Origin of the sequence: Streptomyces sp. CB02366, from assembly GCF_001905905.1 — a bacterium.
In the GTDB taxonomy this organism is placed as follows: domain Bacteria; phylum Actinomycetota; class Actinomycetes; order Streptomycetales; family Streptomycetaceae; genus Streptomyces.
Window position 1 is genome coordinate 205,289 of record NZ_LIVT01000007.1, and the last position, 22,187, is coordinate 227,475.

The window sequence follows — 22,187 nt, forward strand, 5'->3', positions numbered from 1 at the left end:
CCGCGGGGAGCCCTCCGCGGAACACGGTTCAGGCTCGCGCCGGGCAGCCCGGGAGCCCCCATGAACACCTACCGCCGGTTCCTGCTTCCCGCCGTCCCCCGGCTCACCGCCTCCGTGCTGGCCGGGGCCGCCGCCGGGGTGGCGGCAGGCGTCCTGGTCGGCAACGTCCCACTGGGCCTCTACGTCGGCATCGCCGCCGCGGACACCCTCTTCGTCGTCGCGGGCTGGCTCGTCCTGTGGCCGATGGACGCCGCCGCCACCCGGGCCAACGCCCGGCGCGAGGAGTTCCGGCCCGTCGTCGAGGAGCTCGCCGTCGTCACGGCCGCCCTGTCCGGTCTGGTGGGCATCGTCCTGCTGCTCCTGGTCGGCCACACCGACCTGAGCCACGCGGCGGCCGCCCTGGCCCTCTGCGGCGTGTTCATGTCCTGGGCGGCCCTCCACCTGATGTACGCCGCCCGTTACGCGTACCTCTACTACCGGACGCCCGACGGCGGCGGGATCGACTTCAACACGGAGGAACCGCCGCGCTACATCGACTTCCTCTACTTCAGCTACAACCTGGGCATGACCTACCAGGTCTCCGACACCGGCGTCTCCACCTCCGGGATCCGCGCGGTCGCCCTCCGGCACTGCCTGCTGTCCTACGTGTTCGGGGTCACCATCCTGGCCACCACGATCAACCTGATCGCCGGCATCGTCACCGGCTGAGCCGCCCGTCTCCGCGAAAGGTCCCTCAGCACGTCCCCCGGGGGCCCGGCCTCCGCACGGCCGGTCCGCCTCCGCGGTACGCCTTGGACGCGGCCGGCCCCCGACCCGCTCCGGGCTTTCGGTACGCTCTCGTCTGATCTTCGGGGCGCGTGCGGCTCCGGACTGCCGTGACCAGGGGGATGGTTTCCATGAGCAGCGCGTCTTCGACCGGCCCGTTCCAGCCGCTCAAGGCCGACGACCCGGCGGTGGTGGGCGGCTACCGGATCGCCGCCGTGCTGGGCGCGGGCGGCATGGGGAAGGTGTACCTCTCGTACACGCCGGGCGGCCGGCCCCTCGCGATCAAGGTGATCCGGCCGGAGTTCAGCGAGGACCCCGAGTTCCGGCGGCGCTTCCAGCAGGAGGTGCGGTCCGCGCAGCGGGTGCAGGGGCTGTACACCGCGCCGGTCATCGACTCGGACACCGAGGGCCCGCGGCCGTGGCTGGCCACCGCCTACGTGCCCGGCCCCTCGCTCGCGCACGCGGTCGCCCGGCACGGCGGGCTGCCGCTGCGCAGCGTACTGCTGCTGACCGTCGGGGTGGCCGAGGCGCTCACCGTCATCCACGGCGCCGGCATCGTCCACCGCGACCTGAAGCCCGCGAACGTACTGCTGGCCTCGGACGGACCGCGTGTGATCGACTTCGGCATCGCCCGCGCCGCCGACTCGACCGCCCTGACCGGCACCGGGGTCAGCATCGGCACCCCGGCGTTCATGGCGCCGGAACAGGCGGCGGCCGGCGCCGTCACCCCGGCGACGGACGTCTTCGCCCTCGGGCAGATCGCCGCCTACGCCGCGATCGGCGCGCCCGCGTTCGGCGACGGCCCCTCGCACGCCGTCCTCTACCGGATCGTGCACGAGGACCCCGACCTCGGCCGGCTGCCCGCCGAACTCCGCACCCTGGTCACCCGCTGCCTCAGCCGCGACCCCGCCCACCGCCCCCCGCCGGCCGACGTCATCCGGATGTGCCACGAGGTCTCGCCCGAACCGCTGCGCCAGGGCGAGGACTGGCTCCCGCAGGCGGTCGCGGGCGCCATCACCGAACGGCGCCGGCTCCCCGCGCCCGCCCCCACCCCGCCGCCGCGGCCCGCCGCCCCGCCGGCCCACCCGCCCACCCATTTCTCCCCGGGGCCCCACGGGCCGGCCCACCCGCCCACCCCGGCCGCTCACGCCGTGGCGGCCGCCCCCACCCGGACCGGCCCGGCCGCACCGGGACTCCCCGGGGCCCCGGGGGCCGTACCGCCCGGCCAGTGGCAGCAGAACACCCACCCCCAGGGCTACTCCACCCCGCCGCCCCACCTCCAGCCGGGGTTCGCCCAGCCGGGCCGGCAGGGGTTCGCCCAGCCCGGCTTCCAGCAGCCCGGCTGGGGCGGGACCGGAGGGTTCCAGCCCTCCGCCGCGCCGCCCCGCAAGCGGCCGGGGCTGGTCGTCGCCGCTTCGGTCGTCGCCGCGCTGGTCGTCCTCGGCGTCATCGGGGCCCTGGCGCCGGAAGACCCCGACACCTCCGGCGAGGGCGACCGCACCGCCTCGTCCTCCTCGGGCGGTTCGCGCGGCGGCGGTTCGGCGGACAAGGCCCGCACGAAGCCGGTCGACCCCCGGCCCGTCTCGTACAAGGGCATCGACGTGACGGCCGGCTACGAGCTGCTGTTCGCCGACAACCCGCCCCGCCCGACCAAGGACGAGGACAGCGACGTCAGGTACGACGACGGGGATTTCTACTTCTACCGGGACTCCGTCTTCGGGGACGAGGAGGTGGGCACCGCCACCGGGAAGCTCGTCGTCCTGAAGAACTCCCAGAAAGGCTCGCTGAAGCTCTGCCGGGAGGAGACCCGCTACACCGAGAAGATCGGTCTCGACCAGCTCACGCCCGGGTCGCAGGTCTGTGTGCTCAGCAAGGCCGGCCACATCGCCGTGCTGACCTACCGCGGCAAGTCCGGCGCCGACGACCCCAGCCGCTACATCACCGTCGACCTGACGATCTGGCGCAACGCCGAGGAGGCGCGGCAGGACTGACGGCCCGCCGGGCGGCCCGGACCGGTGCGGATCCGCCGGGCCCCGGACTCCGGCCCCTCAGGCCGCGCCCGGCGTCCGGCCGTCCGGCAGGAAGAGCACCGAGTTGAGGTACCGCTCGCGGCGCGGGACGAACGCCCGGCGCAGCAGGCCCCGGTGCACCAGGTGCTCGGTCCGCGCCTGATGGGCCACCAAGTCGAACCCGTCGAGCGGAACCCAGTGCCGGCCCGTCAGGAGCCAGCCCGCGTACCCCTGGCCGGTCAGCAGCTCGACGGCGGGCTCGACCGGGCCGAGCCGGCTCTCCAACTCCACGAGCACCGCCGGCCGGTCGGTGCGCAGCAGCTCCGCCGCGCCGAGCAGCGCCGCCCGCTCGCCCCCGTCCACGTCCATCTTCACGAAGCCGACCCCGCGCAGCCCCAGGCCGTCGACGGTGATCGACGGCACCTCCAGGCAGTGCGCATGGATGTCGCGGCGGGCCAGCGACGACACCCCCCGGTCGCCCCGGTCGCCCGCCGGGAACCACAACCGCGCCGTGCCCTCCCGGTCGCTCGCCGCGCCCTGGACCACCCGGGCGTTCGCCGGCAGGGTCCGCCGCAGGTGCTCGGCCAGATGCGGCACCGGCTCGACGGTCACCACCCGCTCGCAGCGGGCGGCCAGCCGCCGCGACCAGGGCCCGTACCAGCCCCCGATGTCGAGGGCGACACCGTGCGGCGGGCAGAAGTCCGCGAGCCGCCGCAGCTCGGGCTCGAAGCGCGGATACAGGGCGACGGAGGCCGAGCCGACGAGGTTCCCGGGCAGCCGGGACGCCACCGCCGAGGCGAACGTGGTCACGGGGCCGAGCCCTCGATCCGGGTGAGCAGGCGCTCGTGGTCGTCCGCCGAGACCTTCCGCCCCGAGGAGGGAAGCAGCTGAGGGATACCGTCCACGATCGGGTAACTCAGCCGCAGCCGGGGGTTGTACAGCGCCCCGCCCTCGGGCAGCAGGGACAGCGGGCCCTTGTCGAGCGGACAGGCCAGCAGGGCGAGCAGGGGGTCGTCGGGGTTCATCGAAGGCTCCTGGGTGTCGTGGGGGACGGAAGACGGGGTCGGGGCGGTGGTCAGGGGGCGGCCGGGGGCGGCGGGTCGTGGCGCGGCATGGCCAGCAGGACGGAGAGCGCGAGCGCCGTGCCGCCCACCCGCAGCGCCAGCGGCAGCGGATCCTCGGGCAGCGACTCGCCGAACGCGAGCGTCCCGAGGACCGCGGTGAACAGGCAGGTCACCGTCGTGCACACCGGCACGATGAGGGAGGCCCGGCAGCGTTGCAGCGCCGTCTGGGACATGACGAGACCGGCCACCGCCGTGAACAGCAGCAGGTAGGGGTAGGGGGAGCCCAGCAGCGACAGCGCGACCCCTCCCGGACCGGCGCCGGTCAGCCGGCTGGAGGTGCCCTTGACGGCCAGCGAACTGACCCCGTAGAGCAGGCCCACCGCCACCCCGTACCCGATGCCGCTGGTGGGGATCCGGTGCCGTCTGGCCGCCCGGCTCTCCACCCGTACGTACAGCCAGACGCCCGCCGCCAGCGCCGGTACGCAGACCAGGAGCACCAGCGTCCACGGCGCGTCGCCGCTCACCACGTCCTCGCCCTCGCGCACCGAGGCCACCACCATCAGCAGCGCGACCAGGACCCCGCCGAGCGCATAGCGTTCCCGGCCCGTGGACTCCTCGCCCAGCACCGCCGAGGACAGCAGCAGGAGCAGCACCAGGCCGGAGACGAAGATGCCCTGCGCCGCCGCGATCGGCAGCGCCCGGTAGACGACCAGCTGCGCCCCGAACCCGGCCGCCAGCGCCAGCGCGCCGACGATCCACAGCGGACTGGTCGCCAGGACCCGGATCACCCGCAGCGGCCGGTCGGCCGACAGGGCGGGCAGTGAGCCCAGGGCCCGTTTCTCCACCACGAACCCCACGCTGTACAGCGCGTTGGCGACCAGGGCCGCGCCCACACCCCACCACACGCCGCTACCTCCGCCGCGCGTGGGCCAGCAGGATGGAGGCCGCGCCCGGGACCGCGCACGCCGCCCGGTCCAACAGCCGCAGCGGACGCGGCACGCCGTGGAAGGGGGCGCCCTTGATCGTCACGTCGGTGAAGCCGGAGGCCGTCAGGAACGAGCGCAGTGCGCGGGCGGTGTACAGCCGCAGGTGTCCGACCACCTCCGAACCGGGGCGGCCGTGGATCCCGCGCAGACTGACCTCCGAGAACACCGGCTGCACCCCGGCGAGCAGCAGCCCCCGGTTGTACCAGGCCGCCAGGTTCGGGGTGGACAGCATCAGATGGCCGCCGGGCCGCAGGACCCGGCGCAGCTCGTCCAACGCCTGGTCCGGGTCGACCAGGTGCTCCAGGATCTCGCTGAACAGGACCGCGTCCGCGCACCCGCCGGCCAGCGGCAGCCCGCCGTGCTCCAGCTCCCCGCGCACCACCGCGCCCATCCGGGGACGGGCCCGGCGCAGCGCGTCCTGCGACCAGTCGACGCCGATCAGCCGGTGCCCGGCGAGGATCGGGGCCGCCGCGGCCGCCGCCGTGCCGTCGCCGCACCCGATGTCCAGGATCACCCGCCCCGGCGCACCCAGCGCCTCCGCCAGCAGCCGGGCCTGCCGCAGGGTGCGGCCGTCCCCCGAGGCGACGGGGACGGACGGGTTCTCGTAGAAGTCCCGCAGTCCGGACGGGGGAGCGGTGGTGTCGGTCATGCGGTCTCCGAGGACGTCGAGGCCAGATGCCGGGTGAACAGCTCGCGCAGCCGCTCGCCGTCCGCGTCCCCCAGCAGGGTGCGCGACCAGCGCAGCGCCAGATGCAGCCGGCCGCCCGTGGACGCGGTGGTGAAGGTCAGTCCCCGGGGCATCCGGGCGGGCGCGGAGAACCACACGGCCGTGGCCCGGCCCGCCTCCCCGAAGTCCAGCGGGTACGGCAGCCGGCCGATGTTGCTCAGCAGCGTCGTCGAGGTCCACGGCCCCGCCAGCACCCGCAGCCCCCGGGTGGCCGCCGCGCGGGCGGCCACCGGCAGCAGCGGCGCGGTCAGCAGGGAGGCGGAACGGCCCAGCGGGGGCCGCCGCACCGCCTTGAGCGCCCTGGTCCGCCCGGCGGTCGCCCGCAGCAGGGCGGCGACGTCCGTGCCGGGCACCAGCTCGGACGCGGCGAAGCCGACCTCCACCAGCCGGGTGCCGTTCCCGATGGGCATCTCGGGCCCCCGGGGGCGGTCGTCGACCGGCATGGTGATCCGCAGCGGACGGCGGTCGGCGCCCGGCGCGCCCTGCGTCCGGTTCCAGGCGGCCACGGTGAGCGCGGTCGCCACCATCAGCTGGTCGTTCACCGTGTAAGGCGCCCCGGACTCCCGCCGGGGCACCGGTAGTTCGGCCACCAGCAAGGAGTTGCCGGGCGCCGTGCCGGGCCCCGGCGCGCCCGCCGCGATCCGGGCGGGACGCGCCGCGGGGGCCGCCGGAGAGGCCCCGGCGGACGGCCCGGAGGCGGGGCGCGCCGGGCTGGGAGCGGCCGGTGCGCGGTGCGCGCCGTAGACCTCGGCGGCCGTCGCCGCCAGCCGCATGCACGCCGGGCCGTCGAGAGCGGTGTGGTGGACGGCGAACACCAGCACACAGCCGTCCCTCCCCGGCTCCCGGACCACCTCCAGCCGCAGCGGCGGCGACGCCGTCAGCGGCGGGGCCGCCTCCAGCGCCCGCGCCCGCGCCCGGTCCAGCGCCCCGGGCGCCGGCGGCGGGAAGGAGACCGGGTCCACGTCGGGGCTCCCGGTCAGCTCCCACTCGTAGCGCCGGGCGAACGGCCCCCGGGGCCGCTCCCGCATCAGCGCCCGGGGGTGCCGGGCGAGCGCTTCGGCGAACGCGGCCCGCAGCCGCCCCTCGTCCACCGGGCCCGGCAGATGGATCTCGATGTGCACCGTGTTCGGCTCGGCGTCCTGGGCACAGTGCCGGGACACCTCGTCGACCACCGGGAACGGCACCCGGACCGGCCCCCCGGGCCCGGACGCGCCGCCCCGGGCCCGGGGACGCTGCGTGGTCGCCATCAGCTGCTCCCTCCGGGACGGGACGGCGGCCGCTCGCCGCCGGACCGCCGCGCCGGGTTCTCATCGCCGTGGCCGCCGCCCGGCCTCGACGCGTGCCCCTCGCCCGCCGCCGACCCGTATCCGTGCCCGCTGCCGGGCGCGGGCGGCGGGTCGCCCTGGGGGCGCTTCGGGTCGGTGGAGACCGTCCGGCCGGAGGCGACCGCCCGCGCCGGAACCGTGGGGGCCCCGTCGCCCGCCGCAGCGGGCGAGGCCGCCCCCCGGCCCCCGGCGGCCCGCTTGCCGAGCGGTCCGCGCCCGGCCGTGACCAGGGCTGCGAACAGCCCGGTCAGTGCCAGGAGTTGGGCCGTCGCGCTGAACGCGCCCTCGTCCGCCGCCGTGGCCTCCCCGGTGCCCACCGCCGCGACCGCGCCCGCGGCGGCCATCGCCGCGAACGCCACCGGCGCGAGCAGGCGGGGCCGGAAGTGGGCGAGCACGGCGAGCACCGGCACCGCCAGGGCGAGGGGCCCCGCGATCACGGCCCCCACCAGCGTGAGCGCCACCGTGCCGAGGACCAGGCCGGGCCCCGGCGGCACGGGCCGGTCCTCGTCCGCGTACGGTTCCGCCTCGCGCCGCCGCCCGAAGGCGAGGACCGCCAGCACCAGGAGCAGCACTCCGGCGCCGATCAGGCCCGCCCGGTAGATTCGGGCCGGCCCGTATTCCAGCGTGACCGTGCCGCCCTCGCCCGCCGGGACCAGGAACGCCTGCTGCCAGCCGTCGATCCGCAGCGGCGTCAGCTCCTCGCCGTCCAGCGTGGCCTTCCAGCCCTTGTTGTGGTTCTCGTGGATCTGGAGGTAGGACGCCTCGCCCGCGCCGACGGCGATCGTGCGCCGGTCGCCGTCGCCCCGCTCGGCCTCCACCGGCCGGGGCGTGCCCGTCCCGGCCCCGGACGCACCGTTGCCCAGGGTGACGTCGGTGATGGCGAGCGGCCCGGCGTCCCCCGCCTCGACGGTGGTGGGCGAGGCGGGCAGCTCCACCGAGCCGCCCTTCGTGCACGGCGTCACCTCGATGGGGCGGCGCTGCGTCAGGTCCCGCACCCGGCCCTCGGCCCGGGTCTCCAGGAACGTACCGCCGACCGACAGCACCGGGCCCTTGCCGCAGGCCAGGGCGAAGGTCTTGTCCGGCTTCGGCTGCGGGGTGCGGTACTCCTCCAGCGCCGGGATGTAGACCTCGCTGAGACCGACCGGCAGCTGCAACCGGTCGTCGGCCACCGGGTTGTGGACGGTCAGCGGAGCCTGCCGCGAGATGGTGATGTCCAGCCGGTCGGTCCTGATCGGCGAGAAGCGGGCCATGCCGTTCTCGTCCACGGCGGCCACCGCCGTGCCGTCCGGGGAGGTGATCTGCACCTGCTCGGGACGGGTGGACAGACCGCCGGCCGCGGCGAAGACGATCTCCCCGATCTCCTTCTTCTCCGGCCAGGACAGATGCAGGACGGGGCGCTCGCCCGCGATCCACGCCGTGGTCAGGTCGCCGTCCGTCAGATTGCGCGGGCTGAGGTCGGTGCCCAGCCGCGCCGTGGAGTCGGCGCTCACCTCGATCCGCTCCCGCTCGCCCGTCAGCTCGAACAGCAGTTTGTCCAGGGCGTCGCCGGGCACCGGCACCGCGGTCGCGGACACCCGGTACGCGCCCGCCTCCCGCGGGGTGAACTGCCGGTGCAGGCCCGCTTCGGCCGCCACCGACGACAGGCCGCCCGGGTCGCTGCCCCGCCGCAGCGAGTAGACCGTGGAGTCGGCGCCCTCACGCGGCGCGTCGGCGGGCAGCTCCAGCATCCGGGTCACCCGCACCCCGGGGATCGCGATGTCGGTGAAGCCGGCGCCGGTCAGCCCGGGCCGCCCCTGCTGGGACTCCAGGATCGTCACCTTCAACCAGGCCGCCCGCCCCGCGGGTGCGGCCACCGTCTGCGCCGAACCGTCGGGCCGCAGCGGACTGTCCTTGGAGCCCTGGTCGGTCTCGACCCGCACGACGGTCGGCGCGGCGCGCACGTCGGCGCTCGGCAGCGGCGTCACCTGGAGCGAGCCGGGGATGTCCGTGGGCCCGGTGAAGTCGATCCGCACCCACTCGTTCTCGGGCGATCCCGGCGACCCCTCGGCCCAGCCGGTCTCCGGGTCGCCGTCGAAGGCGTTGACCGGGTCGTACCGCGGCAGATGGAACAGCCAGTTCCCCACCGAGGAGGCGCCGACCTTCTTCGCGCCGCGCAGCACCGCCGTCGTCTGGTGCTCCGCACCGGTCGACGGCAGGATCTGCCGGGGCTCGCGGCCGGGGTCCTGCGCGGCCTCCACCGCGTTGCGCTCGTCGGCGGTGTACGTGTACGAGGTGTTGGAGTTGACCAGCCCGAACCGGGTGTCGGCGCGCCGCAGTCCATCACCCGCCGCGTACAGCGACGGCCGCCCCAGGCCGGGGTGCGCGTCACCGGCCAGCACGGCCGGCCTTCCGTCCAGCGCCCCGCTCGCCGACAGCGGGAGCAGGGACTCCGGCCCGCCGCTCACCACGGCCGTCGAGGCGACCGGCGCCGTGCCGGCCCGTCCCGGACGCTCCGTCCCGGCGGGGGGTTCGTAGACCTCCACGGCCCGCTGCCGGGGGTAGAGCCCTTCCACCTGCACGGGGGTGTCCGCCGCGATCCGGCCGCCCGTCATCACGGGCCCGAAGCCGGTGACGCGCCGGTACCCGGACGCCTCCAGCGTGCGCTTCACCGTGGTCGTCGGCACATATCCCAACTGGTCGGGGTCCAGGTCGTTGCGGACCACCACGTGGTGCAGCCCGGCCCGGTTCAGGAACGCGCTCAGCCCGGGCACCTCGCCGCCGGTCGTCAGGGCCTGCTCGACCGCGTCCATCACCCGCCGGTTGCCCGGTGTGCCGAACGGCACGTAGTCCCGCTGCCCCCAGGGCGAGTCCGCCAGCACGTCGAGCGGCTGGTCGATGGGGGAGCCCCAGGTGTAGATGCCGTGCGCGGTCGCGGGGACCACCAGGGCACGGTCCTCGGGCGCGTTCTTCTCCAGCCACTCGCCGGTGGTCTCCCAGTAGGCGGGCAGTTCCCGGAACGAACCCGGTTGCAGGATCGAGCCGTTGACGTACGGCCAGGCCAGACCCGGCAGCACGGTCACGGCGGCGGCCACCGGGGCCAGCCGCCGGAAGCGGGCCGCGTTCCGCCCGCCGCGCGCCGCGGCGGCGAGGGAGGCCACCGCCGTCAGGTGTGCGAGACCCAGGGCGAGGGCGAGCGCCGCACCCGTCTGGAACTTGTAGATGTTGCGGAACGGCACCAGCGGGCCGTCCAGCCACTCCTGCACGGTCCCGTGGAACGGCCCGCCCAGCGCACCGCCGTACCCGGCGAGCGTGATCAGTGCGACGCTCAGCACCGTCAGCACCAGCCAGCGGCGCTCGGGCAGGTCACGCCGTGCCAGCCCCGCCAGGCCCAGGGCGGCGGCGAGCGCCGAGCCCAGGACGGTGACGGCCGCGGTGGCCACGGTCCAGCCGGCGGGCAGCCACGCCTCGCCGAAGTTCAGGTAGCCGACCCAGTTGCCGCCGCCGCGCAGCATCTCCGTCGCCGACATGGTCGCCGTGGTGGTGTACGAGGACTCCACGTACGGCATGAAGTTCTCGCCGAACGTCCCGAGCAGCAGCAGCGGAACGATCCACCAGGCGGTAGCGAGGACCACCCCCGGAATCCACCAGGCCAGCAGCGCGCGCTTGCGCGGCCCGCCCGGCCGGGACAGCAGGTACAGCCCCACCGGCAGCAGCGAGGCCAGGGTGGAGGCGGCGTTGACCCCGCCCATCAACGGGACCAGCAGCGCGGAGCGGGCCGCTGCGACCCGCGGCGCCCATCGCGGGTCCGTCAGCGGCAGCAGCACCCACGGCAGCAACGCGCCCGGCAGGGCCGCGGCCGAGGTCGAACCCACGACGATCGTGTACGTCGGCCACAGCGCGTACACCACCGCGCCCAGCAGCCGGGTCGCCGCAGACCCCACGGTCAGTCGCTCGGCCAGCCGGAGCGCCCCCCAGAACGCGGTCGCCACGATCAGCGACAGCCACAGCCGCTCCGCGAGCCACACCGGCACGTGCAGCAGGTCGGCGGCCCCGTAGTACGGCAGCATCGGGACGGCGTAGCCCACGTACTGGTCGGCGATCCCGCCGAACCCGGCCCGGCTGTGCCACAGTTCGCCCAGGTCGCTCAGGAAGCGCCACGGGTCCACGACGACGCCGAGCTTGGTGTCGAACGTCATCCTTCCCGGCGACACGGCGAGGAACGCCGCGAGGACGGCGGCCCAGAAGCCCAGCAGCCACCGCCGGGAGCGGGGCGGGGGCGGGCCCCCGGCGGAGCCGGGCGGCACGGGGTCCGCGCCGTCCGGCGCCGTGGACCGGGGTGGGAGGACAGCGCTGGTCATGAACACCGCCGGAGGATGAGGAGGAGGTTCCAGGTGGCGAACTCCCGCAGGACGGGGATCCGCGGCACGAGCTGGGGGAGGACGGGCCAGTAGCGCGACCGTGCGGACACGATCGCCACGTCCGAGCGGCCCCGGACATGGCGCAGCGTCTCGCCGACGCCGATCTTGAACAGGTTCTCGCCGAGCCGGTGCTTGGCGGGTTTCCCGGTGCGCCGCTCGTAGCGGCTTCGGGCCCGGTCGGCGCCGAGGTAGTGCCAGGGCGCCCACTCGTGGCCGCCCCACGGGGAGAGCCAGTTGGTGTACGAGAGGTAGATGAGGCCGCCGGGACGGGTCACCCGCGCCATCTCGCTGAGGAAGGTGTGCGGATCGGCGACGTGCTCCAGCACGTTGGAGGAGAAGCAGACGTCGGCCGCGCCGTCGGCGAGCGGCAGCAGATAGCCGTCGGCGACGACGGTGTCCGCGCGCTGCCCGGGGCCGATCTCCGCCGAATCCGGTTCGAAGAGGTAGCCGTGCGCGCCGCGCCGCCGGAACTCGCGGGTGAAGTAGCCGTCGCCGCCGCCGATGTCCACCACGACCTTGCCCCGCAGCGGGCCGTGCCGTTCGACCTGGTCGGCCGCGTCGCGGGCCAGCAGGGTGTACGCGGTGGCGGGGTCGCCCTGTTCGCGCAGGAAGGCGCGGAACAGGGCGGCCGACCGCCGGAACGAGGGGTCTTTCACGCGCTCGCGCCCATCGCCGGGGCTTTCGGGCGGTCCGCGGCGCCGGCCGGCGGTCCGGCGGCCGCCTCGGCGGCCACCGCCGCGAACCGGCGCACGCTGGAGGTCCACCGGTAGTCGGCGGCGCGTTCGCGGGCCGCCTTCCCCATGGCCTCGCGCCGCTCGTCGTCCAGCGCCAGGGCGCACCAGGCGGCGGCGAACGAGGAAGCGCCGCGGGCGAGGAGGCCGGTGACGCCGTCCTCGACGGAGTCGCGCAGCCCCGGCACGTCGAAGCCCAGGGTGGGGGTGGAGCGGGCCGCGGCCTCCGTGACGACGAGTCCCCAGCCCTCGACGGCGGCCGGGTGCAGCAGCAGCCATGAGGCGCAGAGCAGCCGGTGCTTCTCCGCCTCGGTCACGTGCCCGGCGAACTCCACGCCCGGGCCGGCCAGTCGTTCCAGCCGGGCGCGCTCGGGGCCGTCGCCGACGATCACGAGCCGACCGCCGGTGACCGGCCGGACCCGCTCCCAGAGCTGGAGCAGCAGATCGATGCGCTTGTAGTCGACGAGCCGGCCCAGCGCCACGAACAGCGGGGTGGTGGAGCGTTCGCCCTGCGGGCTCGGCTCCTGGACCCCGTTGTGCACCACTCGGATCCGGCTGTCCGGTACGCCCAGGTCGCGCAGGGCGCCCGCCGTGGACGGGGAGACCGCGATCATCAGGTGGTCGCGGTAGGCGCGGGACAGCGCCCAGTGCTCGAGTCTGCGCCCGGCACGGGCCACCGGGGCCGGGAAGCGCATGTCCCACAGGTCGGTGTGCACATGGTTGACCAGGCACACGGTGGGCCCGCGGTGCCACAGCGGAGCCAGGTACGGCATGCCGTTGCAGACCTCGACGAGCAGGTCGCACGAGCCGATGTGCCGGGCGAACGCGGACCGCGCGCCGATGTAGTGCCCCAGCGCGGAGCCCGCCGAGACGACCCGGTAGGGCCTGCGGGCGGCCTGTCCGCCGCAGAGCAGCGTGACGTCGTGACCCTGCTCGGTGAGGCCGAGGGCCAGTTGGTCGACCAGCAGCTCGGAGCCGCCGGCGGCCGGATTGCCCAGGTCGCGGTGGGCGAGGAAGACGATACGTCCGGGGGCCCCGGAGACCGGGGTGGGCGCCGGGTCCTGGCCCGGGCGGACGGTGGCTGCGTCGAGCAAGGGGGGAGGTACGTGCCGGGGCATGCGTGCTCCAACTCGGCTCAGGGGGCGGGAAGGCGGCCCGCGGGAGGCGGGGGGAGGGGCCGGAGGGGCGAGGGCGAGGGTGGGGCGGAGACGGACGGGGAAAGGGAACGCGGGCAGGGGACAGGGACGAGACCGGGGGGCCGTGCTCTGGTGGGGATAGACAGTTTTGGGCACGGGTACGCCCCCGGCTACTCACCGGAGCAACAACTTGCCGGTAACTCAGGTGCGCGGAATCGTCATCAGGTGAGTATTCGGCGCTTCCGGTTCCGTTCGGCGGCCCCGGACGAGCAGGACGACGCCCGCCAGGGCGAGCACCCCGCCCAGCCCCGCCGCCCCGGCCGGCGCGGTCGTGCCGAGCATCGCGAGCCGGTCGCTGTCCGCCGACGCCAGCTCGACCTGCTTGCGCTGGGTCTCCTCTGTGAACTCCACCCGCCTGCTCTCCAGCAGCACCACGGCGTCCTTCTTGGAGCCGGGGGCGCGCAGCGTCTTCCTCGGGCCGATCGCCGCGTTGATGATGCGGCCGGTCCGCCGGTCCACGACGAGTTCGATGCCGCTGTTGGAGTACCACTCCTCGGCCAGCACCTGGGGCGTCTTCTTCCGGCCCACCAGGACGCCGGGCACCTGGCGCACCCCGGTCCTCGCGGGTTCCACCTCGCCCTTGAAGAGGTAGCCGGAGTAGCCCTGTACCTCCCGCTCACCGGCGTACGCGAGGCGCACGACGCCGCCGAGCGTGCCGTCCCACCAGCGGTAGGAGCGCTTCTCGACGTCGAAGGGGAACTTGAGGTACGCCTCCCCGTCGAACCGCGGGGACTCCTCGCAGCAGTGGACCGGCTCGTTGGTCGAGCGGTCGGTCACCCAGCGCTCCAGGGTCCACTGGAGGGCGTCGCGGGGGTCCGAGGCCGGCAGGGTCCCGTCGTGGTCGACCGAGGTGGAGACGTCCCACACGGCGTTGCCGCTCTGCTCGCTGTCGGCCACGTCGCCGCGCACCTGCCGGGTGATCGTGATCGTTCTGTCCTCGACCGTCTCCACCTCGGACGTGTCGAAGTAGCTGCCCGTCCCCGTGAAGACGGTGGTGGTGTCGATGTCGATGGGGGTGCGCTTGGCGTGCGGCTGGACGTACCAGACGAGCAGCGGGGCCAGCACGAGCAGGAAGACTCCCGCCCCCAGCAGGACGAGCGAGAGGGGTGAAGCGTTGTGGCGCATCCGGGCACTCCTGGGTCGAATCTCTTCGCGGAGGTGCACGGGCCCCGGGCCGGTCAGCCCTTGATGGGCGTGAACAGTAAGCAAAGCCTTGACGGAATGTCAATGTGCTGTCGACACTGTGTCCCAGCCGGAGAGCCGCGCTGAAGGGGTGGGGACCATCTTCAGCAAGGAGCTGACCCGACCATGCGCAGAATCGTCGCCGCCGCTGTCACCACCCTGGTGGCCGCCACCCTCGCCGTGGGTGCGGCGGTCGGTGCCGTGGCACTGCTCGACGCCACTCCCGACCAGCCCAACACGCCTCTGATCAGCTATGACACCTCCCCGGCAGCCCCATGACCCGCCCGGCCTGGCAGGACGTCCCCCGGTCCAAGCTCGACCGCTTCGAGGAGATCGCCCGTTCCGAGGCGCCCGAGCTCGCGCAGACCATCCTCTTCCAGATTCGCCGGGAGTACCCCTATCTGCACCTGGTGGAGGACGAGTCCGGGGAACCGCTGGCCCTCGTCGGCATCCGCCGTGCCATCGAGGGTTTCGTCCACAACCTCACCGGCGGCGACCGCCCCCGGGTGCCGCCGGAGATGTTCCAGGAGTTCGGCCGGGGCGAGGGGCTGGAGGGCCGCAGCCTCGACGCACTCCAGGCCATCTACCGCCTCGGGGTCCGGCTCACCTGGCGCAGGCTCGCCGAGATCGGCCAGGAGGCCGACATCCCGGCGCCCGCCATGTACGAGCTGGCCGAATCGGGATTCGAGTATCTGGACGGGCTCGTGGAACAGTCGGTACGGGGCTACGCCGAGGCCGCAGCCCGACGTGCCAGTGAACGGCTGCGTCTCCAGCGCCAGTTGATCGAACTCCTGCTGATGGAACACCGCGGTGACGTCTCCGTGGCCCTGGCCGAGCGGGCCGCCCGCATCGGCTGGGAGCTGCCGGAGACGATCGCGGTGGGCGTGCTGATGCGTCCGGCCCGCGAAGCGGTGGCCCCGGCGGTGGGGCAGGGCATCCTGCTGGAGATGGAGAGCGAGCAGCCGCGGGTGGTCGTCCCGGACCCGGAGACGGCGGGGCGGGCGGAGATCCTGCGGCGCGCGACGGCCGGCTGGTCCGGGGCGATCGGCCCGTCGGTCCCGCTGGCGGCCGCGGCGACCTCGCTGCGCTGGGCGGAGACCGCCGTTCAGCTCATCAAGAAGGGCCTGCTGCCGCAGGGCGAGGTGCTGCACTGCACCGAGCGGACGGAAGAACTCCTCCTGTTGCCCGCCGAGGACCTGATCGACGCCGCCGCCCGGCGCTGTCTCGCCCCGCTGGACGGCCTCAGCGCCACCCAGGCGCGACGGCTGGCGGAGACCCTGCTCGCCTGGATCGAAACCTCCGGCGGCGCCCCCGAGGTGGCCGCCCGGCTGGGCGTCCATCCGCAGACGGCCCGCTACCGGCTGCGGCAGATCCGCGAGCTGTGGGGCGACGCCATCGACGAACCGGACCAGCGCTTCGAGATGCTCCTGGTGCTCCGGGCCCGGCGCCTGCGGGGCGGTCTCGCCCCGGCCGAGGACTGAGCCCCGGTCCGTACGGCCGACGGCGACGGGCGCCGTCGGCCGTACGGGCCGGCAGGCATCACACCGGGGTGACGTACGCCCCGGCGATTCCGCCGTCGACCAGGAAGTCCGTGGCGTTCACGAACGAGGAGTCGTCGCTCGCCAGGAACGCCACGGCGGCGGCGATCTCGGTCGGCTCGGCGAACCGGCCGACCGGGATGTGGACCAGCCGCCGGGCGGCCCGCTCCGGGTCCTTGGCGAACAGCTCCTGGAGGAGCGGGGTGTTGACCGGGCCGGGGCACAGCGCGTTGACCCGGATGCCGTCGCGCGCGAACTGCACACCCAGCTCGCGCGACATCGCCAGCACCCCGCCCTTGGAGGCGGTGTACGAGATCTGCGAGGTGGCCGCGCCCATCCGGGCCACGAACGAGGCCGTGTTGATGATCGACCCCCTGCGCTGGGCGCGCATGTAGGGGATGGCCGCCTTGCAGCAGAGGTAGACGGAGGTGAGGTTGACCTCCTGCACCCGCTTCCACGCCTCCAGGCCGGTCTCCAGGATGGAGTCGTCGTCGGGCGGGGAGATCCCCGCGTTGTTGAACGCGACGTCGACCGAGCCGTAGGCGTCGAACGCGGCCCTGAAGAGGGCGTCCACCTGCTCGGCGTCGGTGACGTCGGTGCGGACGAAGAGCCCGGCGGCCTCCTCGGCGGCGGCCTTGCCGCGCTCCTCGTCCACATCGGCGCAGACGACGTGGGCGCCTTCGGCGGCCAGCCGCCGCACGGTGGCCAGGCCGATCCCGCTGCCCGCCCCGGTGACGACGGCGGTGCGGCCGACCAGGCGGCGGCAGACGGAAGAAGTGTCGGTCATGGTGCTCAGGCCTCCGTGCTGATGAAGACGTTCTTGGTCTCGGTGAAGGCGGCCAGGGCGTCCGGGCCGAGTTCACGGCCCAGCCCCGATTGCTTGTAGCCGCCGAAGGGGGTCGTATAGCGCACGCTGGAGTGGGAGTTGACCGACAGGTTGCCTGCCCGCAGCCCCTGGCTCACGCGCAGCGCACGGCCCACGTCGCGGGTCCAGACCGATCCGGAGAGCCCGTAGTCGGTGGCGTCGGCCAGGCGCAGCGCGTCCGCCTCGTCCTCGAACGGCAGGACCACCGCGACCGGCCCGAAGACCTCCTCCACGGCCACCGGAGCGGTGGGCGAGACCCCGGCGAGCACGGTCGGCGGGTACCAGAACCCGGGGCCCTCGGGGGCCGTGCCGAGCATCGCCCGTACGTCCCCGTCCCCCCGGCCGCCGTCGACGAGCCCGCGCACCCTCTCCCGCTGGACCGCCGAGATCAGCGGCCCCATCTGCGTCTTCTCGTCGGCCGGGTCGCCCACCACCACGGCGGCCAGGGCCGGGGCGAGCAGGTCGAGGAACCGGTCGTACACGGACCGCTCGACCAGGATCCGGGTGCGGGCGCAGCAGTCCTGGCCGGCGTTGTCCAGGAAGGACATCGGGGCGGCGGCCGCCGCGGCCTCCACATCGGCGTCGGCGAAGACGATGTTGGGGCTCTTGCCGCCCAGCTCCAGGGTGAGCCGCTTCACCTGCTCGGCGCAGCGGGTCATGATGTGCTTGCCGGTCCGGGTGGAGCCGGTGAACACGATCTTCGCGACGCCCGGGTGCCCGACCAGAGCGTTTCCGGCCACCGGCCCCTCACCGGGCAGCACCTGGAACAGGCCGTCGGGAAGACCGGCGGCCAGGGCGAGTTCGGCCAGCCGGAGCGCGGTCAGCGGGGTCGTCTCGGCGGGCTTGAGGAGGACGGCGTTGCCCGCCGCGAGCGCCGGGGCGAACCCCCAGGCGGCGATCGGCATGGGGAAGTTCCAGGGGGCGATGACCCCGACGACGCCGAGCGGCTCCAGGATCGTGAAGTCGATGCCGCCCGCCACCGGGATCTGCCGGCCCAGCAGGCGTTCGGCCCCGCCCGCGCCGTAGTCGAGGAGATCGCGCACGTTGCCCGCCTCCCAGCGGGCGTTGCCGATGGTGTGGCCGGCCTCGCGCACCTCCAACCGGGCCAGTTCCTCGATGTGTTCGTCGACGACGACGGCGAAGCGGCGCAGCAGGCGGGCCCGGTCGGCGGGCGCCGCGGCGGCCCAGGAGCGCTGGGCCGCCGCCGCCCGGGCGACGGCGGCGTCCACATCGGCGGCGGTGGCGGCCGGGACGGCGGCGATGACCTCGGCGGTCGCCGGGTTCAGGACGTCCAGGGTGGGTGGTGACACGTACGGACCCCGATCAGGAAGCGGGTGGTGGTCAGAGGCGTTCGAAGGAGCGGCGCAGCTCCCAGTCGGTCACGGCGGAGTCGTAGGCGGCCAGTTCGACCCGCGCCATGTTCAGGTAGTGCGCGACGGCCTCCTTGCCGAACGCCTCCTTGGCGATGGGGCTGGCCTCCCACAGTTCGGCGGCCTCGCGCAGCGTCGTCGGCACCCGGTCGTAACCGGCGGTGTACGCGTTGCCCGTACAGGCGTCGGGCAGCTCCAACCGCTGCTCGACCCCGTACAGTCCGGCGGCCACCAGCCCGGCGACGGCCAGATGCGGGTTGACGTCGCCCCCGGGCAGCCGGTTCTCCAGGCGCATGGAGGGGCCGTGGCCCACGACCCGCAGGGCGCAGGTGCGGTTGTCGACGCCCCAGGCGACGGCGGTCGGGGCGAAGGAACCGGGCTGGAAGCGCTTGTAGGAGTTGATGTTGGGCGCGTAGAGGAGGGAGAAGTCGCGCAGGGCGGCGAGCTGGCCGGCCAGGAAGTGCCGCATCAGCCCGGACATGCCGTCGGGCCCGGCGCCCGCCATCAGGTTCTCGCCGTCCTCGTCGGTGAGCGAGAGGTGGATGTGGCAGGAGTTCCCCTCACGCTCGTCGTACTTGGCCATGAAGGTCAGGGAGACGCCCTCCTGGGCCGCGATCTCCTTGGCGCCCGTCTTGTAGACGGCGTGCTGGTCGCAGGTGGTCAGCGCCTCGTCGTAGCGGAAGACGATCTCGTGCTGGCCGGGATTGCACTCGCCCTTGGCGGACTCGACGGTCAGCCCGGCCTGCTGCATCTCGTTGCGGATGCGGCGCAGCAGCGGCTCGATCCGGCCGGTCCCGAGGATCGAGTAGTCGATGTTGTACTGGTTGGCCGGGGTCAGCCCGCGGTAGTCGCGGTCCCACGCCTCCTCGTAACTGTCCCGGAAGACGATGAACTCCAGCTCCGTGCCCACCTGCGCCGTCCAGCCGCGCTCCGCCAGCCGGTCGAGCTGGCGGCGCAGGATCTGCCGGGGGGCCGCCACCACCGGACTGCCGTCGTGCCAGGCGAGGTCCGCGATCAGCAGGGCGGTGCCCTCGTGCCAGGGGACGGAACGCAGGGTCGCGGTGTCGGGGACCATGGCGAAGTCGCCGTAGCCGTTCTCCCACGAGGACATCGCGTAGCCCTCGACGGTCCGCATCTCGGTGTCCACGGCCAGCAGGTAGTTGCAGCCCTCGGTCCCGTGCTCCAGCACCTCGTCGAGGAAGAACCCGGCCGCGAACCGCTTGCCCTGCAACCGGCCCTGCATGTCGGGGAAGGCCAGCACCACGGTGTCGATCGACCCGTCCGCGACACGTGAGCGCAGCTCGTCGAGGGCGAGCGGGGGTGTGCGGTCTGCCACGGGATGCCTCCTAGGGGAACCGGGAGGCATAAGGTATGACAGAGAACCATTGCTTGGGAAGGGGATCCGCCAGTGGTCACCAGAGGGAGAGCGGACGACACCCGTCCGGCTGTACCGGCGGCGGAGGCGCGGGCGGCGGACGGCGCCGGGAGCGGTGGCGCGCGCGACGGCGCGGTGGGGGCCGCGGGCGACGCGGTGGGGACGGCGGACATCGCGGCGGCCGGCCCGCTGGAGTCCGTACTGCGCCCCGTCCGCGCGGGCAACGGCTTCGAGGAGGCGCTGGAGCAGATCCTCCAGCTCCTGCGCCTCGGCCTGGTCCCGCCCGGTGAACGGCTGCCCTCCGAACGCGAGTTGTCCCAGCAGCTGCGGATCAGCAGGGTCACCCTGCGCGAGGTCCTCAAAGCCCTCCAGGACGAGGGCATGGTCGAGAGCCGCCGCGGCCGCTACGGAGGCACGTTCGTCCTGCCGCGCCCCGCCGCCCCCGACGGCGCCGTCGAGCTGCGCCGCCGCATCGCCGCCGTCGACGTGGAGGACACCCTGCGCTTCCGCGAGGTGCTGGAGACGGGGGCCGCCGGCCTGTGCGCCGAGGGGCTGAGGGGGGAGGAGGAGGCCCGGCTGCGGGCCGCGCTCGACGCCACGCGGGGCGCCCGGCTGGAGGACTACCGCCGCCAGGACACCCTGCTCCACCTCACGCTCGCCGAACTCTCCGGCTCCCGTACGCTCGCCGCGCGGTACGCCGCCGTCCGGGCCGCCCTCAACGACCTCCTCGACTGCATCCCGCTGCTGGTGCGCAACCTGGAGCACTCGCAGCGACAGCACGCGGCCGTCGTCGAAGCGGTGCTCGACCGGGACGCGGACGCGGCACGCGAGATGATGCGGGAACACTGCGGCGGCACGGCGGCCCTGCTGCGCGGTTTCCTCGCCTGAGCCGTGAGCCGTGAGCCGTGAGCCGTGAGCCGTGAGCCGTGAGCCCTGAGCCGCGAGCCCCGGGCCGGGAGCCGTTGTCCTGTGTCCTGTGCCCTGGGTCGGCAGTCGGGAGCCTCTGACCGGGAGCGGTGGCCCGGTGCCCGCCGCCGCTGCCCCGGGGCGCGCCCGTCCCCACTCTTTGCCGCACGCCTCTTGCCATTTCCGCGACCGTTCCACAAAGGTGTGCCGACGAACCTTTGATCGAGCAGTTCCGACGATGCCGTTGACACACATCTGGAGCGCCTCATGGCCCGAGGAACCGAAACACCCGCCGGCCCACCCGGGGACGCGGGCCCGGGGGCGTCCGGCACGGACGCGTACCTGCACCGCAGGACCCTGCGCCGGGGCAGCGCCGGCTGGTTCCTGCTGACCGGACTCGGCGTCGCCTACGTCGTCTCCGGCGACTTCTCCGGCTGGAACATCGGTCTGTCCAAGGGCGGCTTCGGCGGACTGGCCGCCGCCATGGTCCTGATGGGCGTCATGTACGCCTGCCTGGTCTTCGCGCTGGCCGAACTCTCCGCCATCCTGCCCACGGCAGGCGGCGGTTACGGCTTCGCCCGGCGGGCGCTCGGCACCTGGGGCGGTTTCCTGACGGGGACGGCGATCCTCATCGAGTACATCCTCGCTCCCGCCGCCATCTCGATCTTCATCGGCGACTACGTCGAGTCGCTCGGCCTGTTCGGACTCACCTCCGGCCGCCCCGTCCTCCTCGTCTGCTTCGCGGTCTTCATCGGCATCCACCTCTGGGGCGTCGGCGAGGCGCTCCGCTTCAGCCTGGTGGTGACCGCCATCGCGGTGGCCGCGCTGCTCGTCTTCGCCGTGGGCGCGTTCACCGAGTTCGACGCGGGCCGTCTCGACGACATACCGGCCGACACCACGGCCTTCGGCTCCTCCTCCTGGCTGCCGTTCGGGCTCCTCGGGATCTGGGCGGCCTTCCCCTTCGGCATGTGGTTCTTCCTCGGCGTGGAGGGCGTGCCGCTGGCCGCCGAGGAGGCCAAGGACCCGATCCGCTCGATGCCGAGGGCGCTGGCCGTCTCGCTCGCCGTGCTGGTCTTCCTCGCCCTCGTCACCTTCGTCTCCGCCACCGGCGCCCAGGGGGCCGACGCCATCAAGGAGGCCGGGAACCCGCTCGTGGTGGCCCTCCAGGGCGACGGGGAACCGACCGCCCTGAGCCGCTTCGTCAACTACGCGGGCCTCGCCGGCCTGGTGGCCTCCTTCTTCTCCCTGATCTTCGCCGGCTCCCGCCAGCTGTTCGCCCTCTCCCGGGCGGGCTACCTGCCCCGCTTCCTGTCGCTGACCAACCGCCGCAAGTCTCCCTACCTCGGCCTGCTGGTCCCCGGGGCCATCGGCTTCACGCTCGCCGCCTGGAGCGGCGACGGCGGCCGGATGCTGAACGTCGCCGTCTTCGGCGCCACCATCAGCTATGCCCTCATGGCCCTCTCCCACCTGGTGCTGCGCCGCCGCGAACCGGAACTGCCGCGCCCCTACCGCACCCCCGGTGGCGCGCTGACCTCCTCCGTGGCCTTCGTCCTGGCATGCTCGGCGCTGGTGGCGACCTTCCTGGTGGACCGCGAGGCGGCGTTCATCGCGCTCGGCGTGTACGCGGTGGCGCTGGCCTACTTCGCCTTCTACAGCCGCCACCGACTGGTCGCGGGAGCACCGGAGGAGGAGTTCGCCGCCCTCGCGGCGGCCGAGGCCGAACTCGCCCGCGACTGACCCGCCCGACCCTC

General features: G+C 74.3%; 18 protein-coding genes. 6 read left to right on the top strand and 12 right to left on the bottom strand.

What is annotated here, in order from left to right; all coding sequences use genetic code 11:
- Window positions 1-60 precede the first annotated feature (60 nt).
- A complete protein-coding gene (locus AMK24_RS21835; protein ID WP_073770510.1) occupies window positions 61-708 on the top strand; it encodes a DUF1345 domain-containing protein in 648 nt (215 codons plus the stop codon).
- A gap of 188 nt (window positions 709-896) precedes the next feature.
- Window positions 897-2,756 (top strand): serine/threonine-protein kinase, encoded by a 1,860-nt coding sequence (locus tag AMK24_RS21840; protein WP_079190578.1) that lies wholly within the window; start codon window positions 897-899, stop codon window positions 2,754-2,756.
- Between the two features lie 57 nt (window positions 2,757-2,813).
- On the opposite strand, the gene AMK24_RS21845 is transcribed toward AMK24_RS21840, so the two are convergent.
- From AMK24_RS21845 to AMK24_RS21885, 9 genes are all read right to left on the bottom strand, one after another.
- Window positions 2,814-3,584, bottom strand: a complete 771-nt coding sequence (locus AMK24_RS21845) for an FkbM family methyltransferase (protein WP_073770512.1) — start codon at window positions 3,582-3,584, stop codon at window positions 2,814-2,816.
- Window positions 3,581-3,799, bottom strand: coding sequence for a Trm112 family protein (locus tag AMK24_RS21850; RefSeq protein ID WP_073770513.1), 219 nt, complete (start codon window positions 3,797-3,799; stop codon window positions 3,581-3,583). Before AMK24_RS21850 ends, AMK24_RS21845 begins: the two co-directional genes overlap by 4 nt.
- Before the next feature lie 50 nt (window positions 3,800-3,849).
- On the bottom strand, window positions 3,850-4,743 hold the full coding sequence (locus AMK24_RS21855) for a hypothetical protein (protein ID WP_073770514.1): 894 nt from the start codon (window positions 4,741-4,743) through the stop codon (window positions 3,850-3,852).
- A 4-nt stretch (window positions 4,744-4,747) separates the two neighbouring features.
- Window positions 4,748-5,473: a class I SAM-dependent methyltransferase gene (locus AMK24_RS21860; RefSeq protein WP_073770515.1), complete on the bottom strand. Its 726-nt coding sequence runs from the start codon at window positions 5,471-5,473 to the stop codon at window positions 4,748-4,750.
- The gene (locus AMK24_RS21865; RefSeq protein WP_073770516.1) at window positions 5,470-6,798 is read right to left on the bottom strand and encodes a condensation protein; all 1,329 of its coding nucleotides are present in this window, start codon (window positions 6,796-6,798) and stop codon (window positions 5,470-5,472) included. The genes AMK24_RS21860 and AMK24_RS21865 overlap by 4 nt, the downstream gene beginning before the upstream one ends.
- Entirely contained in the window at window positions 6,798-11,213 is a 4,416-nt protein-coding gene (locus AMK24_RS21870; protein WP_073770517.1) for an alpha-(1->3)-arabinofuranosyltransferase domain-containing protein, read from the bottom strand. Before AMK24_RS21870 ends, AMK24_RS21865 begins: the two co-directional genes overlap by 1 nt.
- Window positions 11,210-11,929, bottom strand: coding sequence for a class I SAM-dependent methyltransferase (locus AMK24_RS21875; protein WP_073770518.1), 720 nt, complete (start codon window positions 11,927-11,929; stop codon window positions 11,210-11,212). The genes AMK24_RS21870 and AMK24_RS21875 overlap by 4 nt, the downstream gene beginning before the upstream one ends.
- Entirely contained in the window at window positions 11,926-13,122 is a 1,197-nt protein-coding gene (locus AMK24_RS21880; RefSeq protein ID WP_073770519.1) for a glycosyltransferase family 4 protein, read from the bottom strand. Before AMK24_RS21880 ends, AMK24_RS21875 begins: the two co-directional genes overlap by 4 nt.
- 219 nt (window positions 13,123-13,341) lie before the next feature.
- A complete protein-coding gene (locus tag AMK24_RS21885; protein WP_073770520.1) occupies window positions 13,342-14,325 on the bottom strand; it encodes a DUF3068 domain-containing protein in 984 nt (327 codons plus the stop codon).
- A gap of 183 nt (window positions 14,326-14,508) precedes the next feature.
- Here AMK24_RS21885 and AMK24_RS34280 point away from each other — a divergent pair, with 183 nt between their 5' ends.
- Both AMK24_RS34280 and AMK24_RS21890 read left to right on the top strand, forming a co-directional pair.
- Window positions 14,509-14,661: a hypothetical protein gene (locus AMK24_RS34280; RefSeq protein ID WP_199876477.1), complete on the top strand. Its 153-nt coding sequence runs from the start codon at window positions 14,509-14,511 to the stop codon at window positions 14,659-14,661.
- A complete protein-coding gene (locus tag AMK24_RS21890; RefSeq protein ID WP_073770521.1) occupies window positions 14,658-15,863 on the top strand; it encodes a helix-turn-helix domain-containing protein in 1,206 nt (401 codons plus the stop codon). Before AMK24_RS34280 ends, AMK24_RS21890 begins: the two co-directional genes overlap by 4 nt.
- Window positions 15,864-15,921: 58 nt before the next feature.
- Here the strand turns inward: AMK24_RS21890 and AMK24_RS21895 are convergent, their stop codons facing one another.
- The 3 genes from AMK24_RS21895 to AMK24_RS21905 are packed head-to-tail and all read right to left on the bottom strand — an operon-like array spanning window position 15,922 to window position 19,491.
- A complete protein-coding gene (locus AMK24_RS21895) occupies window positions 15,922-16,707 on the bottom strand; it encodes a 3-oxoacyl-ACP reductase (protein ID WP_073770522.1) in 786 nt (261 codons plus the stop codon).
- Between the two features lie 5 nt (window positions 16,708-16,712).
- The gene (locus AMK24_RS21900) at window positions 16,713-18,095 is read right to left on the bottom strand and encodes an aldehyde dehydrogenase family protein (protein WP_073770523.1); all 1,383 of its coding nucleotides are present in this window, start codon (window positions 18,093-18,095) and stop codon (window positions 16,713-16,715) included.
- A gap of 31 nt (window positions 18,096-18,126) precedes the next feature.
- Window positions 18,127-19,491 (bottom strand): glutamine synthetase family protein, encoded by a 1,365-nt coding sequence (locus AMK24_RS21905; protein WP_073770524.1) that lies wholly within the window; start codon window positions 19,489-19,491, stop codon window positions 18,127-18,129.
- 174 nt (window positions 19,492-19,665) lie between these two features.
- Here AMK24_RS21905 and AMK24_RS21910 point away from each other — a divergent pair, with 174 nt between their 5' ends.
- A complete protein-coding gene (locus AMK24_RS21910) occupies window positions 19,666-20,418 on the top strand; it encodes a FadR/GntR family transcriptional regulator (RefSeq protein ID WP_073770581.1) in 753 nt (250 codons plus the stop codon).
- Between the two features lie 285 nt (window positions 20,419-20,703).
- The gene (gene eat, locus AMK24_RS21915; protein WP_073770525.1) at window positions 20,704-22,173 is read left to right on the top strand and encodes an ethanolamine permease; all 1,470 of its coding nucleotides are present in this window, start codon (window positions 20,704-20,706) and stop codon (window positions 22,171-22,173) included.
- Window positions 22,174-22,187 lie beyond the last annotated feature (14 nt).

What these genes read in the sequence shown, in the direction of transcription:
- AMK24_RS21850 (WP_073770513.1), bottom strand. Translation starts at nt 3,799, where the DNA reads ATGAACCCCGACGACCCCCTGCTCGCCCTGCTGGCCTGTCCGCTCGAC.
- AMK24_RS21885 (WP_073770520.1), bottom strand. Translation starts at nt 14,325, where the DNA reads ATGCGCCACAACGCTTCACCCCTCTCGCTCGTCCTGCTGGGGGCGGGA.
- AMK24_RS21835 (WP_073770510.1), top strand. Translation starts at nt 61, where the DNA reads ATGAACACCTACCGCCGGTTCCTGCTTCCCGCCGTCCCCCGGCTCACC.
- AMK24_RS21865 (WP_073770516.1), bottom strand. Translation starts at nt 6,798, where the DNA reads ATGGCGACCACGCAGCGTCCCCGGGCCCGGGGCGGCGCGTCCGGGCCC.
- AMK24_RS21880 (WP_073770519.1), bottom strand. Translation starts at nt 13,122, where the DNA reads ATGCCCCGGCACGTACCTCCCCCCTTGCTCGACGCAGCCACCGTCCGC.
- AMK24_RS21870 (WP_073770517.1), bottom strand. Translation starts at nt 11,213, where the DNA reads ATGACCAGCGCTGTCCTCCCACCCCGGTCCACGGCGCCGGACGGCGCG.
- AMK24_RS21890 (WP_073770521.1), top strand. Translation starts at nt 14,658, where the DNA reads ATGACCCGCCCGGCCTGGCAGGACGTCCCCCGGTCCAAGCTCGACCGC.
- AMK24_RS21840 (WP_079190578.1), top strand. Translation starts at nt 897, where the DNA reads ATGAGCAGCGCGTCTTCGACCGGCCCGTTCCAGCCGCTCAAGGCCGAC.
- AMK24_RS21895 (WP_073770522.1), bottom strand. Translation starts at nt 16,707, where the DNA reads ATGACCGACACTTCTTCCGTCTGCCGCCGCCTGGTCGGCCGCACCGCC.
- AMK24_RS21860 (WP_073770515.1), bottom strand. Translation starts at nt 5,473, where the DNA reads ATGACCGACACCACCGCTCCCCCGTCCGGACTGCGGGACTTCTACGAG.
- eat (WP_073770525.1), top strand. Translation starts at nt 20,704, where the DNA reads ATGGCCCGAGGAACCGAAACACCCGCCGGCCCACCCGGGGACGCGGGC.
- AMK24_RS34280 (WP_199876477.1), top strand. Translation starts at nt 14,509, where the DNA reads ATGCGCAGAATCGTCGCCGCCGCTGTCACCACCCTGGTGGCCGCCACC.